13 protein-coding genes are annotated in these 14,496 nt (G+C 64.4%); 6 read left to right on the top strand and 7 right to left on the bottom strand.

Annotated features, from left to right (window positions below; genetic code table 11):
* Nucleotides 1-60: 60 nt before the first annotated feature.
* Together Q352_RS0113780 and Q352_RS0113775 are read left to right on the top strand one after the other, a co-directional pair.
* Nucleotides 61-666, top strand: a complete 606-nt coding sequence (locus Q352_RS0113780) for a methyltransferase family protein (RefSeq protein ID WP_051528971.1) — start codon at nt 61-63, stop codon at nt 664-666.
* Between the two features lie 278 nt (nt 667-944).
* On the top strand, nt 945-1,301 hold the full coding sequence (locus Q352_RS0113775; protein WP_028499843.1) for a phasin family protein: 357 nt from the start codon (nt 945-947) through the stop codon (nt 1,299-1,301).
* A 58-nt stretch (nt 1,302-1,359) separates the two neighbouring features.
* Here the strand turns inward: Q352_RS0113775 and Q352_RS0113770 are convergent, their stop codons facing one another.
* Nucleotides 1,360-1,602 (bottom strand): hypothetical protein, encoded by a 243-nt coding sequence (locus Q352_RS0113770; RefSeq protein WP_146745115.1) that lies wholly within the window; start codon nt 1,600-1,602, stop codon nt 1,360-1,362.
* Nucleotides 1,603-1,839: 237 nt separating this feature from the next.
* A complete protein-coding gene (locus Q352_RS0113765; RefSeq protein WP_199489849.1) occupies nt 1,840-2,046 on the bottom strand; it encodes a YMGG-like glycine zipper-containing protein in 207 nt (68 codons plus the stop codon).
* 759 nt (nt 2,047-2,805) lie between these two features.
* On the opposite strand from Q352_RS0113765, the gene Q352_RS21200 reads away from it, so the two are divergent.
* Nucleotides 2,806-4,431 (top strand): methyl-accepting chemotaxis protein, encoded by a 1,626-nt coding sequence (locus tag Q352_RS21200; RefSeq protein ID WP_084300196.1) that lies wholly within the window; start codon nt 2,806-2,808, stop codon nt 4,429-4,431.
* 139 nt (nt 4,432-4,570) lie between these two features.
* Here the strand turns inward: Q352_RS21200 and Q352_RS21195 are convergent, their stop codons facing one another.
* Genes Q352_RS21195 through Q352_RS0113745 form a run of 3 tightly spaced genes read right to left on the bottom strand, consistent with a single transcriptional unit; the run spans nt 4,571 to nt 10,216 of the window.
* Nucleotides 4,571-6,025, bottom strand: a complete 1,455-nt coding sequence (locus tag Q352_RS21195) for an efflux transporter outer membrane subunit (RefSeq protein WP_036386394.1) — start codon at nt 6,023-6,025, stop codon at nt 4,571-4,573.
* Nucleotides 6,018-9,095: an efflux RND transporter permease subunit gene (locus Q352_RS0113750; protein ID WP_028499840.1), complete on the bottom strand. Its 3,078-nt coding sequence runs from the start codon at nt 9,093-9,095 to the stop codon at nt 6,018-6,020. The genes Q352_RS21195 and Q352_RS0113750 overlap by 8 nt, the downstream gene beginning before the upstream one ends.
* A 2-nt stretch (nt 9,096-9,097) precedes the next feature.
* Nucleotides 9,098-10,216 carry an efflux RND transporter periplasmic adaptor subunit gene (locus Q352_RS0113745; RefSeq protein WP_028499839.1) on the bottom strand — a complete coding sequence of 373 codons (1,119 nt, stop codon included), beginning with the start codon at nt 10,214-10,216 and terminating at the stop codon, nt 9,098-9,100.
* Between the two features lie 94 nt (nt 10,217-10,310).
* On the opposite strand from Q352_RS0113745, the gene soxR reads away from it, so the two are divergent.
* On the top strand, nt 10,311-10,814 hold the full coding sequence (soxR, locus tag Q352_RS0113740) for a redox-sensitive transcriptional activator SoxR (protein WP_276324994.1): 504 nt from the start codon (nt 10,311-10,313) through the stop codon (nt 10,812-10,814).
* 7 nt (nt 10,815-10,821) lie between these two features.
* Here the strand turns inward: soxR and Q352_RS0113735 are convergent, their stop codons facing one another.
* Nucleotides 10,822-11,286, bottom strand: a complete 465-nt coding sequence (locus Q352_RS0113735; protein ID WP_028499837.1) for a GNAT family N-acetyltransferase — start codon at nt 11,284-11,286, stop codon at nt 10,822-10,824.
* A gap of 264 nt (nt 11,287-11,550) precedes the next feature.
* Here Q352_RS0113735 and Q352_RS0113730 point away from each other — a divergent pair, with 264 nt between their 5' ends.
* Complete coding sequence (locus tag Q352_RS0113730; RefSeq protein WP_156952558.1) at nt 11,551-11,895, top strand: autotransporter outer membrane beta-barrel domain-containing protein; 345 nt, start codon at nt 11,551-11,553, stop codon at nt 11,893-11,895.
* On the opposite strand, the gene Q352_RS21190 is transcribed toward Q352_RS0113730, so the two are convergent.
* Nucleotides 11,868-12,845, bottom strand: coding sequence for a LysR family transcriptional regulator (locus tag Q352_RS21190; RefSeq protein ID WP_084300194.1), 978 nt, complete (start codon nt 12,843-12,845; stop codon nt 11,868-11,870). The genes Q352_RS0113730 and Q352_RS21190 overlap by 28 nt on opposite strands.
* Nucleotides 12,846-12,931: 86 nt before the next feature.
* Between Q352_RS21190 and Q352_RS0113720 the strand changes: the two genes are divergently transcribed.
* Nucleotides 12,932-14,449 (top strand): MFS transporter, encoded by a 1,518-nt coding sequence (locus Q352_RS0113720; RefSeq protein WP_028499835.1) that lies wholly within the window; start codon nt 12,932-12,934, stop codon nt 14,447-14,449.
* Nucleotides 14,450-14,496: the final 47 nt, after the last annotated feature.

Genomic DNA, 14,496 nt, shown 5'->3' with positions numbered 1-14,496 from the left:
TCACAGTCGGCAACGGCGGGACGCGGATCGATCCCTCACTCCATCGAACACGGACTGTACATGCACTATTGGCTCCCGCCGAGCGCCCTGCTCATCTACTCTCTGGTTTTCTTCCTGCTGTCGGTGGTCTGGCGCGCACTGGTTGCCTACCGGCGCACCGGCATCAACCCGGTCGTCCTGACCGCCGGCGCCGACGCCTACGGCTACGTGGCGCGCGCCTCGAAAATGCTGCTGCTCGCCAGTGGCCTGACCGTATCCGTGATCGCCCTGCTGCCGACCGCTCCGTACTGGCTCGGCGCCTACGTCCCGCTGCAGTCGCCATGGGTCAGCGCAGCCGGCTGGCTGCTGTTGCTGGTCGCCCTGGGCTGGCTGCTGCTCGCACAGCTGCAGATGGGGGCGTCATGGCGCATCGGCATCGACCACGCGCGCAGGACGGCACTGGTCACCCACGGCCTGTTCCGTCTGTCGCGCAACCCGATCTATCTGGCCATGCGCGTCAACCAGATCGGCCTGCTGCTGGTCTTTCCGTCTGCGGCAACGCTGGCATTGCTGGTTGCCGGGGAAATCCTGATGCAGGTCCAGGTGCGGCTCGAAGAGCGACATTTACTGGCACAGCATGGTGCCCACTACGTCAAATATTGCCAGCATGTACGCCGCTGGCTGTAATACGCACGGCCATTATTCCGGCCGGAGCGGTTGCCCGTATTGATTATTCGTGGCGAAAACCGGGTTTTCGCCACGCTCACGCCGCCATTGCCTGCATGCATGACCGTTCTGCCGCATATAGCCAAATACTGGGGCAGGGCCGGAAAAACTTTCTATACTTTTTGTACGCGAGATCATGGTGGCCCCGCCCGCCATGGGGGAGTTGGTTTATTTCGCGCCTATTACATGTGATCAGGGAAAATATTCATCACATGATTACATCATGACCAGGAGGCATTATGGAAAATCAACTGCACAGTTTTGAGCAATGGGCCGGCATTTATCAAACGCAATTCGAGAAAATGTTGAAAGCATCGAACATCGGCATTGAATGTGCAGAGAAAATCACCCAGCTCCAGCTCAATCTGATGAGAGAGATTTGCAATCACTCGGCGGAAAGTCTCCGCCAAAGTGGCAATGGTGAAGCCGCGCGAGGCTTCGCCGGCCTGCAGTCGGTCCCGGTCTTCGAGAAAACGATGGAAACGACCAACGCCATCTACGAAACCTTCAACGACATGAACAAGAAAATCTTCGATGTCACCGCAACGTCGCCAATCCCCCGGACAGACGGCGCCGCGAGCTCGAACAAGAAGTAAGCTTCCCCTGCGCGGCAAAGCCCGTTGCTCCCCTGCGCGGCGGGCTGCGCCGCCCGGTTCAGACCATCGGTTCCCGCCCCAGCCTGCCAAGCAGGTGCTGCACGGTATCCCACGACGCCCCCTCGCGACGGCGCGCATCGACGATCAGCGCACCGAGCGCGATCCACTGGAAAATCTCTTCTTCGCTCAGCCGCCCGGCCAGCGATTCGAGCTGCTGCGCATAAAGTGTCATCAGCCATTCCAGCCGCACCGGTGGCGTTTCAACCCGCCCCATCAGTTCGAGAATCAGCTCGGCTTTCATCAGCCCGCCCATGGCATGGTCATCAAGGAGCGGGATTACAACTGAAGCGTCAAGCCCGGACTACGACATCGGTCAAGCTTTTGCATTCTTCGTCGCGCCGGATTCCGGCCCGCAAACAAAAAAGCCTCCCATCCAGAAACGGGAGACTTCCACTGGCCGGCAAACCGGCCCGCAACTGCCCATGAGGGCGGTCACCGGCAGGCAGCGTGGCGTCGCTGCCTGCCGCGCATCATGTGGCTACTTGCCGACCTCATGCCCGACCACGCCACCGACTGCTGCGCCGCCGATGGTGCCCAGTGCGCTGCCATTGGTCAGGACCGCACCGCCGACCGCGCCGATACCGGCGCCGACTGCCGTGCTCTTGCCCTGCTTCGACATGCCGGCGCAGCCGCCAAGGCCGAGCAGCATGGCTGCGACGACGGTACCCAGCGCAAGTTTGTTCATGGTTTTCATGGTTACACCTCTTCTGTTGAGTTTCCGGCACTGGCACCCGGCACGTCTCTCCTCTCCATCCTGAATGGATGGGCCGCCCGGGCGTCCCTGTCAGGTAGACCCCGGACGGACGGCAACGTTCCCCGAGCGCCAGTCTCCGACCCCGCGGCACGACGGTTGTGATGCCTTGCGGAGGAGTGAAACCATTACTGACACAGGCCGGAACGCGTGTCTGTGCGCTAGCGCACCGGACGTTACCATTTGTATCTGAACGGCATGCACAGCGCGGTGGCCGCAGACGGCAGCGGGACCGGACCCGCCCTCCCCGGCAGGGCCTCCAGGCAATGGTAACGGCCGTTATATTTGCACTTTCAACATTTGGCCGATTTCATGGCCATTGCTGACTGGCAATTCACTTTTGATCTTGAATGAAAATTTTGTAACACAGAATATTCAGGTAGTTAATTTCAGCTGTGCCGCTCCTAAGTTTCAAGATGCATGCTGTAGTCAGGCAGATAAAAATTGACAATCAGGCCAATAGGGACAGGGCTTTTACCCAAATACGGTCGTTATGAACGGCGCGTGACAGCGGTGAAAAAAAATATTCAGCAAACGGTTTACCAGAGCGTAACGATGCTGATAAATTAAATGTCATGCGCGTAGCGTGACACGTCAATGCCCTTCCCGCTTATTCCTTTTTCTCAGTGACTGAGCATCGGGCACTCATTGCCGGCCAGCCCCCGTCATTCCCCACTTATTGAAGGTGGCTATATGAAAATCTCGACTAAACTGTATGGCATGGCGGCGATCAGTCTCATTGGCCTGGTCGCCATGCTCGGCACGCTGTATGTGCAAATGGCAGTAGTGGATCAGCGCATCATCGATGCCACCCAGAATGCCCAGCCCTCGCTGGTCATCGCAGAAGAGGTCAAGGCCCACTACATCGAGGCGCGCCGGCAGGCCATGATCCATGCCGCCAGCCTGGATCCCGCCGACAAGAAAGAGGCAGAACAGGGTATCCAGAGCAATGTCGACACGCTGCTGAAGGACCTCAACACCTACAAGAGCACGTTGCTCATCAACGATGAGGATCGCGCCAATGTCGAGGCGACGCTGGCGGCGCTGAAGAAATGGCAGGCGTCGATGGCCGACTTCCTGGCGCTGTCCGGCAAGGGCACGGTGGAAGGGAACGCGGCTGCGCTGCAGTTCAGCAAGGACAAGATCACGCCGGTCGCCGCCGATGCCTATGCCGCCATCGACAAGCTGGTCGAGTTCAACAAGACCCTCGGTACCCAGTCCGGCCTCGATGCCGTGAAGGCCGGCCAGAACGCAAAATGGACGCTGCTGGCGCTGGGGCTGACACTGCTGGCCGTGATTACCGGTTCCAGTCTGTGGGTGGCGTTCAGCGTCAAGGCCTCGCTCGGCAAGCTCGAAGTCAAGATCGTCGCCATCACCAGCGAACGCAACCTGACCCTGCGCGTCGACGACAGCGGCACGGACGAGATCGCCCATATCGCGTCCCGCTTCAACCAGCTGCTGCAGATGCTGCAGACCAGCTTTGTCGAACTGACCCGGATCGGTCAGGCAGTCGGCGGGCACGCCACGGCGGTCGCCGACTCGTCGGAACAGATGTCGCAGGCGGTCGAACAGGTCAGCGAATCGACCTCCAGCATGTCGGCGGCGGTCGAACAGATGACGGTCAGCGTCAACCACGTTGCCGACCGCTCGGCCCAGGCCGATGAAAGCGGCCGCGCCGCCGGCGAGGAAGCCACCCTGGGCGCCGCCGTGATCGGCGAGACCATCAGTGCCATCCGCAGCACCTCGGACAGCGTCAAGCTGGCCGCGGAGCAGATCGTCAAGCTGCAGGAAAAGACCACGTCGATCGGCGCCGTGATCGATGTGATCAAGGACATCGCCGACCAGACCAATCTGCTGGCGCTGAACGCAGCGATCGAAGCCGCCCGTGCCGGCGAAACCGGCCGCGGCTTCGCCGTGGTCGCCGACGAGGTACGCAAGCTGGCCGAACGCACCGCGATCTCGACCCAGGAAATCACCGCCACCGTGCAGTCGATGCAGGGAGACGCCAACCGGACGGTCGCCTCGATGAAGGGTGTGGTCACCCAGGTCGAAACCGGCATGAGCTCGGCCAACCAGGCGACCGAGGCCATCAACCGCATCCTCGAGCGCACCAGCGGTGCCGTCGAGCAGATTTCCGAGATTTCGTTTTCGATGCGCGAGCAGTCGCTGGCCAGCACCAGCATCGCCCAGCAGATCGAACGCGTGGCACAGATGGCCGAAGAAAGCCATTCCAGCTCGCAGAACAACTCGGCCACCGCCGCCAACCTGAACGATCAGGCACAGCGGATGCTGACCACCATCGCCCAGTTCCAGGTATAGCGGCGAGCGCGGTCGGAATGGCTTCCTTTCAAGGAGACAGTGATGGTCATGACCCGGTTGGACGACGACACCGTGACGCGGCTCCGTGCCAGCGGCTACCATGCCAAATGTTTCATCCGGCACGGCATGGCCCTGTTTTTCATCTATCGCTGGAAGGCGGGTACGGCGACACCGCCGCCGCCGTCCACCCCCCGCCCAGCGCCCTGAACAGCGTGACCCGGTCGTTGCCGACCTGCAGGGCAGAGGCAGCGAGCCGGGCGCGGGCCTCGACATGGTCGGCCTGTGCCAGCAGCACGTCGAGATAGGCAATGGCACCTGCCCGCCAGCGCTGATCAGCCAGTCGGTATGCCCGGCCGGCACGGTCCCGTGCATCGCGCAGCGCCTCATGCTGCGACAGCGACGCGTCATAGATCGTCAGCGCCTGTTCGGCCTCCTTCAGCGCCGTCAGCACCGTGCCATCGAAGGCGGCCAGCGAGGCGGCCGTCCGGGCTTTCGCCTGCCCGACACGGCTGCGTGCTGCCATCACATTGGGAAAGTGCCAGCTGATCAAGGGCCCAAGGGCGAATGACCAGTCCTGGTTCCCTGCGTCGTTGCGCAGCCGGCTGCCCGTCGCGCCCAGGGTAATGCGCGGATACAGATCGGCAACGGCAATGCCGATCCGTGCAGTATCTGCCGCCAGCCGGTGCTCGGCCTGGCGGATGTCCGGCCGCCGACGCAGCAACGCCGCACCGTCCCCGACCGGCATCGGGCCACGCAGCACCGGTGCCTGCAGGCATTGCGCCGCCGTCCCGGGCACGGCGGCCGGCGGACGGCCGAGCAGCGCGGCCAGCTCGAACAGCGTCGCCTGCCGCTGCCCCTGCAGCGGCGCCAGTGCCGCCCGTGCCCGCGCGGCACTGGCGCCGGCCCGTTCCACATCGAGCCGGGATGCCGAGCCTGCCTGCCATTTCTGCGTGACCAGTTCCAGACTGTGCGAAGTCAGCGTCACCGACTCGCGGGCGATGGCAATCGACTCGCTGAGCGTGCAGGCCTCCACATACGCACGAGTGGTTTCCGCCACGACGGCGACCCGCGCCGCATCACGGGCGGCCGCCATGCTTCCGGCGTCGTGCTGCGCCGCCTCGATATCGCGCCGAACCCGGCCGAACAGATCGACTTCATAAGCCAGTTGCAGACCGCCGCTGTACGACCATTGCACCGGCGCCCGGCCCGGGCCGGACGATGCGGCCGCGTCACGGCCATACTGCGCGCTGCCGCTGACGGTCGTGGCCGGCCACTGCGCACTGCGTGCCTCGCGGAACATCGCCTGTGCCCGGTCGAGATTGGCCTGGGCAATGCGAAGGTCGGTGTTGGCTGCCAGCGCAGTCTGCACCAGGGCGTCCAGCGATGCGTCCTCGTACAGCCGCCACCAGTCGTCGGGCAGCTCGGCCCCGTGAGCCACGGCGCGGGTTGCCGGCGACACGAAGGCGCCGGCCGCCGCTGCCGGCACGGCCGCGGCCCGGTAGTCCGGCCCGCTGGCGCAGCCTGCCGCAGTCATGACGAGTGCAGCCAGCAGCCCGCTGCCGCTACGGCGGGAAACGATCGGGCGCTCAGTCATGGGCCACCTCCGCCACGGCAAGTTCGCGCGCCCGCAGGCTGTCGTGCGCCGCCCGGTGATCCCGGGCCAGGAAGGAATAGACCGTCGGCAGGACAAACAGGGTAAACAGCGTGCCGATCAGCAGTCCCATCACCACCACGATGCCGATGGCGAACCGGCTGGCCGCACCGGCGCCGCTGGCAAACAGCAGCGGCACCAGCCCGGCCACCATCGCCGCCGTGGTCATCAGGATCGGGCGCATGCGGACGGCGGCGGACTTGCGGATCGCCACAACCCGGTCCAGCCCCTCGTGTTTCTGGATTTCATTGGCAAAGGCAACCATCAGAATACCGTGCTTGGAGATCAGACCGATCAGGGTGACCAGGCCGATCTGGGTGTAGATATTGAGTGTGCTGAAGCCGAGGTACAGTGGCACCAGGGCCCCGCACACCGCCAGCGGCACCGTAACCAGGATGACCAGCGGATCGCGGAACGATTCGTACTGCGCCGCCAGCACCAGAAAGATCACCACCAGCGCAAACAGGAAAGACACGGTCAGCCGGTTCCCCTCGCTGACGTACTGGCGACTGTCCGCCTGCCAGTCGATGCTGGCGCCGGCCGGAACCGGCTGGTGTTGCAGGAAATCCACCGCCTGGCCCATGGTGACGCCGGGCGCCAGCACCGCCGACAGCGTGGCCGCATTCATCTGGTTGAACTGCGGCAACCGGTTGGCTTCCGGGTGCATGTCGAAGCCCACCACGGTGGACAGCGGCAGCAGCGCCCCCGAGGCGGCGCGGACATGGAATTGCCCGAGGCTGTCCGGCGCCAGCCGCTGCGCGCGCGGCACCTGGGCGATCACGTCGTAGGAGCGGTCGTGCCAGTTGAAGCGGTTGATGTAGTTCTCGCCGACCAGGATCGCCAGCGTGTCGGCAATGGCGCTCATCGTCACTCCCATCTCGCCGGCCTTTTCGCGATCGATGCGGATCCGCGCCCCCGGGCTGTCGAAGGCCAGATCGCTGTCGACGAAGGCGAACAGACCGCTGCCCCAGGCCGCCGCCTTGATCTTTTCCATCGCGGCATACAGCACCGGAAAATCATCCGGCGAACGCAACACCATCTGCACCGGCAGGCCGCCGTTGCCGGCAGGCAGCGCCGCGCCGAGGAAGGCTGCCGCATACACACCGGTGACAGCGGCGCCGTCGGCATTCAGCCGGGTCTGGATCTGCGCCGCGCTGCGGTCGCGCGCCGACCATTCCGTCAGCAGCACCCCGCCAAAGGCATTGTTGGCGCCGTCGGTGCCATTGGTGAACCAGCTGCTCGCATACTCCGGCAGCGACTTGAACAGCTGTTCGATCTGGCCGGAATAGCGCTGGGTGTAGTCGATATTCGCGTACTGCGGCGCCCTGGCCTGGACAAAGACATAGCCCTGATCCTCGGACGGTGCCAGCTCGCGCCGGCTGCCGTTGAACAGCACGACAATGGCCACCAGCACCGCCGCGCCGACCATCAGCACCACCGGTCGCGCGGCCAGCGTCTGCCCGAGCAGCCGGTCATAGTTCCGGGTCAGCCGGCCCATGGCAGCTTCGACCCGCCGTGACAGCCGGCTTTCGCTCACTTTGGCATCGAGCAGCCAGGAACTCATCATCGGCGACAGCGTCAGCGCCACCAGCCCGGAGACAATGACCGAGCCGGCCAGCGTAAAGGCAAACTCGCGGAACAGCGCACCGGTCAGCCCGCCCATCAGCCCGATCGGCGCATAGACCGCGGCCAGGGTCAGGGTCATGGCAATGACCGGTCCGACGATCTCGCGCGCGCCGACCAGCGCCGCCCGCACCGGAGACAGCCCGTCCTCGATATGACGGTGGATGTTCTCGACCACGACAATGGCATCATCGACCACCAGGCCGATGGCCAGCACCATGGCCAGCAGCGTCAGCAGGTTCAGCGAAAAGCCGAAGGCAAGCATCAGCGCCGCCGTGCCGATCAGCGACAGCGGGATGGTCACCACCGGAATGATGACCGCGCGGAACGAGCCCAGAAACAGGAAGATGACCACGATCACGATGGCGACCGCCTCGATCAGGGTGTGGATCACCTCGTCGATCGACGCATTGACGAAATGCGCCACGTCGAACTGGTTGGACACGGTCATCCCCGGCGGGGCCACGCGCTGGATGGCCGGCAGCAGCGCCTTGACCGCCCGGACAATCTCCAGCGGGTTGCCGTCCGGCGTCGGCGAAATGCCCAGGATCACGGCCGGCCGGCCACTGCTGCTGGCGGTACTGTTGTAATTCTGGCCGCCGATTTCGAGCGTGGCGATATCGCCGAGGCGGACCAGTCCCCCGCTCCCCTGCCTGACCACCATCTTGCGGAAATCGTCGAGGCTGGTCAGATCGGTACCGGCCGTCAGGTTGATCGCCGTGTCGCGGCCCTTCAACTGCCCCGGTGCCGCCTGCACATTATTGGCGCGCAGCGCCGCCGCCACATCCGGCGCGGTCAGCCCGCGCGCTGCCATCCGCGCCGGATCCACCCAGATGCGCATCGCCAGCGCCTGGCCGCCGAACAGGTCGACCGAGGCCACACCGGGCACGGACGTCATCAGCGGCTGGGCCACGCGGACGGCAAAGTCGGTCATCTGCGGCACACCCAGCGTGTCGCTGGTAAAGGCCACGTACTGGATGGCCGACGCACCATCGGTCATCTTGCTGATGACCGGATCGTTGACGCCTTCCGGCAACTGGTACCTGACCTGCTGGACCTTGGTCAGAATTTCGCTCATCGCCCGGTCGGCATTGGCGTTCAGCACCAGCTTGGCCTTGATCTGGCTCTTGCCCTGGGTCGAGGTGGACGACAGGTACTCGATGCCGCTGGCCGTCGACACCGCCTGGGCGATCGGCGTGGTCACGAAGCCCTGCATCACCGCCTGGGTGGCGCCCGGGAAGCGGGTGTCGATAACGATGGTCGCGCTTTCCATGTTCGGGTACTCGCGCACCTGCAGCGAGAACAGCGCACTGCCGCCGATCAGCAGCAGCATCAGGCTGACCACCAGAGACAGGACGGGGCGGCGGATAAAGAGATCGGTAAAGCGCATGCTCAGTGCCCCCCCGCGCCGACCAGCCGGCTGACCCGCAGCGCCGCGCCGGGCTGGATGCGCAGCTGGCCCTCGGTCACCACCACATCGCCGGCGCGGAGTCCGCGCGTCACCACGACGTCGTCACCGATACGCCGGCCCAGCGTGACTGCCACCCGCTCGGCGGTTCCCGCCTGCCGGGGCCGGTCGCCACGGATCGCCACCACGCTGTCACCGGCCGCCGACAGCTGGACTGCCGTCGCCGGCAGTACCAGCGCCTGGCGTTCCGGCGGCAATTGCAGGGCCGCGCTGACATGCATGCCGGGTCGCAGCGCGCCGCCGGCGTTGTCCAGCGTCGCCTGCAGCCGGAGATTGCGCGTATCGCGGTCGACCCGCGGCTCAATGGCACTGACCGTGGCGACAAACGCCCGCCCCGGCCAGGCATCCGCCGCCACGCGCACCGTGGCGCCGACCCGCACCTGCGCCAGGGCCTGCTGCGGGATCGAGAAATCGACGTACAGGCGGTCAATATTCGCCAGGGCGGCAATGGCGTCACCGGGATTCAGGTACTGGCCAAGGTCCGCCTGGCGCACGCCAATCACGCCGGGGAACGGCGCCCGGATCTGCTTCTGCGCAATCCGCGCATCAAGCTGCTGCACACTGGCCTGCGCCTGATCCAGCTCGGCCTGATGCTGCTCCAGCAGTTCTTTCGGCTCGGCACCGGTCGGTACCAGCAGCCGCGAGCGGGCCAGCAGGGTCTGCGCCAGCCGGACCCGCGCCAGCGCGGCAGCGCGATCGGCCCGCTCCGGCGCGTCATACAACTGGACCAGCAGGTCGCCGGCCGCGACCCGGGTGCCCGAGGCAAAGTGCAGACCGGTCACCCGGCCGGCGGATTCCGGAGCCAGCACCACTTCGCGCACTGCGCGCAGCGAACCGACCGCATCCAGCGCAGCGGGGGCATCGCCGGCCTGCAGCACGGTGGCGACCACGGCAACCGGTGTCGCCGGCTGCGGAGCGGACGCAGGGTGCCGCCACTGGCGCCAGCCGGACAGGCCAGCGGCAAGCAGGGCAAGGACCAGGGTGGGGCCCAGCGCGGCGCGGGAAAGGCGTGGACGGGGAGAGATATCGGGTTGATCGACCATGAATGGCTTCCGTTCGGCATAACAGTAGCCGGCACTCTATTTCCTCAACCTTGCTTGAGGTAAAGTGCCCACATACTGGAACGGGAAACTTTTCATGCCAAAGCGATCAGTGCGACGCGATCTGTCCACCGGGCCCTTCGTGCCGATGACGGCAGAAGAGTTCGCCCGCGAACTCAGTGTCGGCGAGGTTGCCGCCCGCAGCGGCATCGCCGTGTCCGCACTGCACTTCTATGAGGCCCAGGGCCTGATCACCAGCCGGCGCAATGCCAGCAACCAGCGCCGCTATCCCCGGGCGGTCCTGCGGCTGATTGCGGTGATCAAGGTGGCGCAGCGCACCGGGATTCCGCTGGCGGAAATCCGCGAACACCTGGCCTGCCTGCCGCACGACCGCCCGGTCAGCGCGGCGGACTGGGCGAAGTTGTCTGCCGGATGGCACGAAGTGCTGGATGACCGGATCGCGCGGCTGCAGCGGTTGCGCGACCAGCTCGGCACCTGTATCGGCTGCGGCTGCCTGTCGCTGACCGACTGCCCGCTGCGCAACCCGGGCGACGAGGTGTCGCGCGAAGGCGCCGGCCCGCGTCTGCTCGACCCGGGCTGAGGGCGACTCAGGCCAGCGTGCGCTTCATGATGGAAACCTGCTCGCCGTCATATTCAATCGACTTGACGGCGCGCCAGCCATGCTTGCGGTACAGCGCCTGCTGGTCCGGCGTATACAGATAAATATCCTTGAAATTCTGCGCCCGGCAATAATCCACACATTTCTCGATCAGGGCGGTACCAATGCCCTTGCCGCGCGCGTCCGGGCAGGTATACACCTCACTCATCCAGTGAGTGCCTTCGCGAATTTCCTTGATTTCATGCTGCAGCACGCTGGCGGTACCGAGGAGTTTCTTTTCATCGCCGAGGGCGACAAAACAGGTTTCTCCCGTTTCCGGCTGGCTGCGCTTCAGAAAGCGCTGCCTGATTTTTTCCGGATTCGACCAGTTGGTGAAAGCTGACCATTCAGCGTGCAAATGTTTGACAATCTCCGGGATCAGATCCGGACGACTGGACAATCTGACGATTTTCATTACCTGACTGCAATCAAATTTTTATTGGAAATCTGCCGGATTATTAAAACAATAATTTAATAATCCGGAAATACATCAGCATGATACCTGAAAATAACCGGGTAAAAAAGGCCGGGCGGGCGACCTCACCGCCGGCGCGATGTTTTATCCCTTGTTCTCCGGTGTTAACCCGGGTTGCCGTTGCTCAGATTCGCTCAGTTCCAGCCGTCATTTTTTCATTACAGTCCCAGTCGCTTATACCGTTCGAATAAACCGGAGCCCGACATGAACAGAATGCACCGCGCCGTCTGGGTCAAGCCGTTCGGCTCCTGGGCCAACCAGGATGATCGCGACGGCGTCGCCGGCTACAAGGCCACCACCGCCCATGCCGGCATCGGCCTCGGCCGCACGCTGATGCTGCGCGAGCACACCTCGTTCACGCCGTCGGTTCGCACCGACTACACCTGGATCCGCGACCAGCCCTACACCGAGAGCGGCGCCGATGCGCTTCTGTCGACGTTCTCGGCACAGGTCCCGAACCATCCGGAGTGGATGGATGCCCAATACCGGCTGCCCGCCGCCGACGTGCTGCGGCGCACCGGCTATCTGGAAGACCTGTCGCAGCTGTAAGCCGCCCCGGCCCGGTCGAGCGACGCTTGCAGCAGCGCAGCCTGACTGCAGATCTGCTGCCGCAGGAATGCCTGTAGCGGGTCCGCCTCCAGCCCGGGATGCCACAACAGTTCGACCCCGATGGACAGGTCCGCATCGGCGATCGGCTTCAGCTGCAGGCCGTGGCTGCGCTGGCTGACGACCTGTCCGATCACGTCGGGCAGCACCGATACCGCCGGCAACTGCTCCAGCAAGACGGGAATGGCCAGCAGGCTGGCCATGCTGGCCAGAATCCGCCGTTGCAGGCCATGCTGGTGCAGATAGTCGTCAACCATGCTGGCGCTGTCGCCGGCATAGGACGTGTAGACATGCGGCACATCGGCCAGGTCCGCCGCGCACAAGGTCGCCGGCAGATGCAGCCGGTCCTGATGGTGCAGACAGACAAAACGGCTGACCAGCAGCGTTTGCCGCCGCAGCCGGGATGTCAGATGCGGGAAATAGCCGATCGCGCAGTCGATGCGCTGGCTTTCCAGCGCCTGCCCGACCTCGGCGGATGACATGGCCTGCACTTCCAGCTGCAGGCCGGGCGCGCAGTCCTGCAACTGGATGATCAGGGCCGGCAACAGGGCGACTTCCAGCAGATCCGGCATGGCCAGCCGTACCTTTGCCTGCGCCGTTGCCGGATCGAAAGCCTGCGGCTGCAACAATTGCTGGCCCTGTTGCAGCCACTGCGTCAGCGGCTGCAGCAATGACGCGGCCAGCGGCGTCAGCACCATGCCCCGGCCATGGCGGTACAGCAGCGGGTCCCCGGTCCGCTGCCGCAGGCGCTTGAGGATATGGCTGACCGCCGGTTGTCCGAGGCAGAGTTTCTCCGCGCTGGCGCTGACACTGCAGGTCGTCAACAGGGTGTGCAGCACCACCAGACTGTTCAGATCCAGCCGCCGCAACTGCACGGGATTGATATTATTCATAGTAATATATTACATGATGAGTATTGATTTTATTACTTTATCCGGACTCCCTACACTGGTGAATTCATTACTCGTCACCCGCCGGCATGTTCGACTCCCGCAGTCATTTTCAGCCTCCCCGCCGTTACCTGTTCGCCATCATGCTGGTAGCCAGTCTGGAATTCATTCAGAACGGCATGCTGAATTTCGCGGCCAGCGCCGTCATGGGCGGCATCGGCGCCGCGCCTGAAGAATTCAGCTACGCAGCCATGGCCTATGCGAGCACGGCGATTGTGGTGCTGTTCAACCACCAGCGCTGCAGTTACTGGCTGGGGCCGCGCCGGTTCGTGCAGGGCTCGCTGCTGCTGTTCGGGCTTGGCGCCGTGCTCTGCGCCTGCGCCAGCACGCCGGCGGCCTTCATTCTCGGCCGGGCGGTGCAGGGGCTGGGCGGCGCGGTGTTTTTTACCGCCGCGCGGGTCGAAGTCGACCGATTGCAGGACAAACGCAAGATACTCGGCCTGCTGTGCTTTGGTTATGCGCTGATGCTGGGTTCCGCGTTCGGCCCCCTGCTCGGCAGTCAGGCGCTGCGCCATCTGGACTGGCGCTGGATCTTCTGGGGCATCCTGCCGTGGCTGGCCCTGGCCCTGCCGGCCACCCGTATGCTGAGTCTGCGGGCGCGACGGCCACGCCCCTCGTCGTCCACCCCGCACGCGCTGGCCTGGCTGGCAGCGGCAGTGCTGGCATTGCAATGGCTGATCCAGCAGACACCGTATGATTTTTTCGGCCAGGCACAACAGCTGCTGATGATCCTGGCGCTGTGCGGCATGGCGGCACTGGTGGCGATCCGCCTGCAGGGCGGCAATGCCCGCCTGGTTTACAGCTGGCGTTCGCTGGCGCAATTGCGCTATGTGCTGGGGCTGTTTTTCTATTTCTGCTGCTATCTGCTGGTATCCGCCAACAGCTATATCCTGCCGGTCATGGTGCAGCAGGCACTGGGCTTTGATGTCCCGACTTCCGGGCAGCTGCTCTCGGTCAGCTTTCTGGCCGGCATGCTGTTCGCCACCGTTTACGCCGCCCTGCTGTTCCGGCGGCGGGCGCCCGGGCTTCGCATCATGCTGCTGATCGCCTGCGCGCTGCTGGCGGCCTATGGCCTGCTGATGACCAGCATGATCCATCCCGGCATGACGCTGTGGCAACTGACCGCAATCCTGCTGCTGAACGGCGGCTTCATGTCGCTGTTCATCATGGCGGTGGCGCAAGGCACCTTCCGCGAGGTCCGGCCGGCGCAGTTCGCCCACGCCTACCAGACCAAGAACATCGTCCGGCAACTGGCCATTTCCATGGGTGTGGCGCTGAGCACCGTATTTCTGCAGGCACGCAATGCCCTGCATTACCAGCGGCTGTCCGAGGGCTTTTCCTGGCATGCCCCGCGGTTCACGGAAGCCATGGACCACCTGCAGCAACTGCTGCCGCAACTCGGGCAGGAGCAGCGGCTGGCGCTGCTGGTCGGCGAGCTGGTGCAACAGGCGATGCTGCTGTCCTGTCAGGATTTTTTCCGGCTCGAAACCGGCGTGGCGGCCGTTCTGGTACTGATCATCCTGCTGCAGCGGACATTCCGGGAATGAGCCGGGCCTCGGCAAGGGCACCGGCGCCCGTTTATGATGCGCGGATG

Source organism: Microvirgula aerodenitrificans DSM 15089, from assembly GCF_000620105.1.
Lineage (GTDB): Bacteria > Pseudomonadota > Gammaproteobacteria > Burkholderiales > Aquaspirillaceae > Microvirgula > Microvirgula aerodenitrificans.
The sequence above is the reverse complement of the archived record's forward strand: the minus strand, read 5'-3'. Positions and strand labels throughout refer to the sequence as shown.

Excerpts from the sequence above, each read along its gene's own strand:
- Q352_RS0113780 (WP_051528971.1), top strand. The coding sequence starts at position 61 with ATGCACTATTGGCTCCCGCCGAGCGCCCTGCTCATCTACTCTCTGGTT.
- Q352_RS0113775 (WP_028499843.1), top strand. The coding sequence starts at position 945 with ATGGAAAATCAACTGCACAGTTTTGAGCAATGGGCCGGCATTTATCAA.
- Q352_RS0113770 (WP_146745115.1), bottom strand. The coding sequence starts at position 1,602 with ATGAAAGCCGAGCTGATTCTCGAACTGATGGGGCGGGTTGAAACGCCA.
- Q352_RS0113765 (WP_199489849.1), bottom strand. The coding sequence starts at position 2,046 with ATGAACAAACTTGCGCTGGGTACCGTCGTCGCAGCCATGCTGCTCGGC.
- Q352_RS21200 (WP_084300196.1), top strand. The coding sequence starts at position 2,806 with ATGAAAATCTCGACTAAACTGTATGGCATGGCGGCGATCAGTCTCATT.
- Q352_RS21195 (WP_036386394.1), bottom strand. The coding sequence starts at position 6,025 with ATGACTGAGCGCCCGATCGTTTCCCGCCGTAGCGGCAGCGGGCTGCTG.
- Q352_RS0113750 (WP_028499840.1), bottom strand. The coding sequence starts at position 9,095 with ATGCGCTTTACCGATCTCTTTATCCGCCGCCCCGTCCTGTCTCTGGTG.
- Q352_RS0113745 (WP_028499839.1), bottom strand. The coding sequence starts at position 10,216 with ATGGTCGATCAACCCGATATCTCTCCCCGTCCACGCCTTTCCCGCGCC.
- soxR (WP_276324994.1), top strand. The coding sequence starts at position 10,311 with ATGCCAAAGCGATCAGTGCGACGCGATCTGTCCACCGGGCCCTTCGTG.
- Q352_RS0113735 (WP_028499837.1), bottom strand. The coding sequence starts at position 11,286 with ATGAAAATCGTCAGATTGTCCAGTCGTCCGGATCTGATCCCGGAGATT.
- Q352_RS0113730 (WP_156952558.1), top strand. The coding sequence starts at position 11,551 with ATGAACAGAATGCACCGCGCCGTCTGGGTCAAGCCGTTCGGCTCCTGG.
- Q352_RS21190 (WP_084300194.1), bottom strand. The coding sequence starts at position 12,845 with ATGAATAATATCAATCCCGTGCAGTTGCGGCGGCTGGATCTGAACAGT.
- Q352_RS0113720 (WP_028499835.1), top strand. The coding sequence starts at position 12,932 with ATGTTCGACTCCCGCAGTCATTTTCAGCCTCCCCGCCGTTACCTGTTC.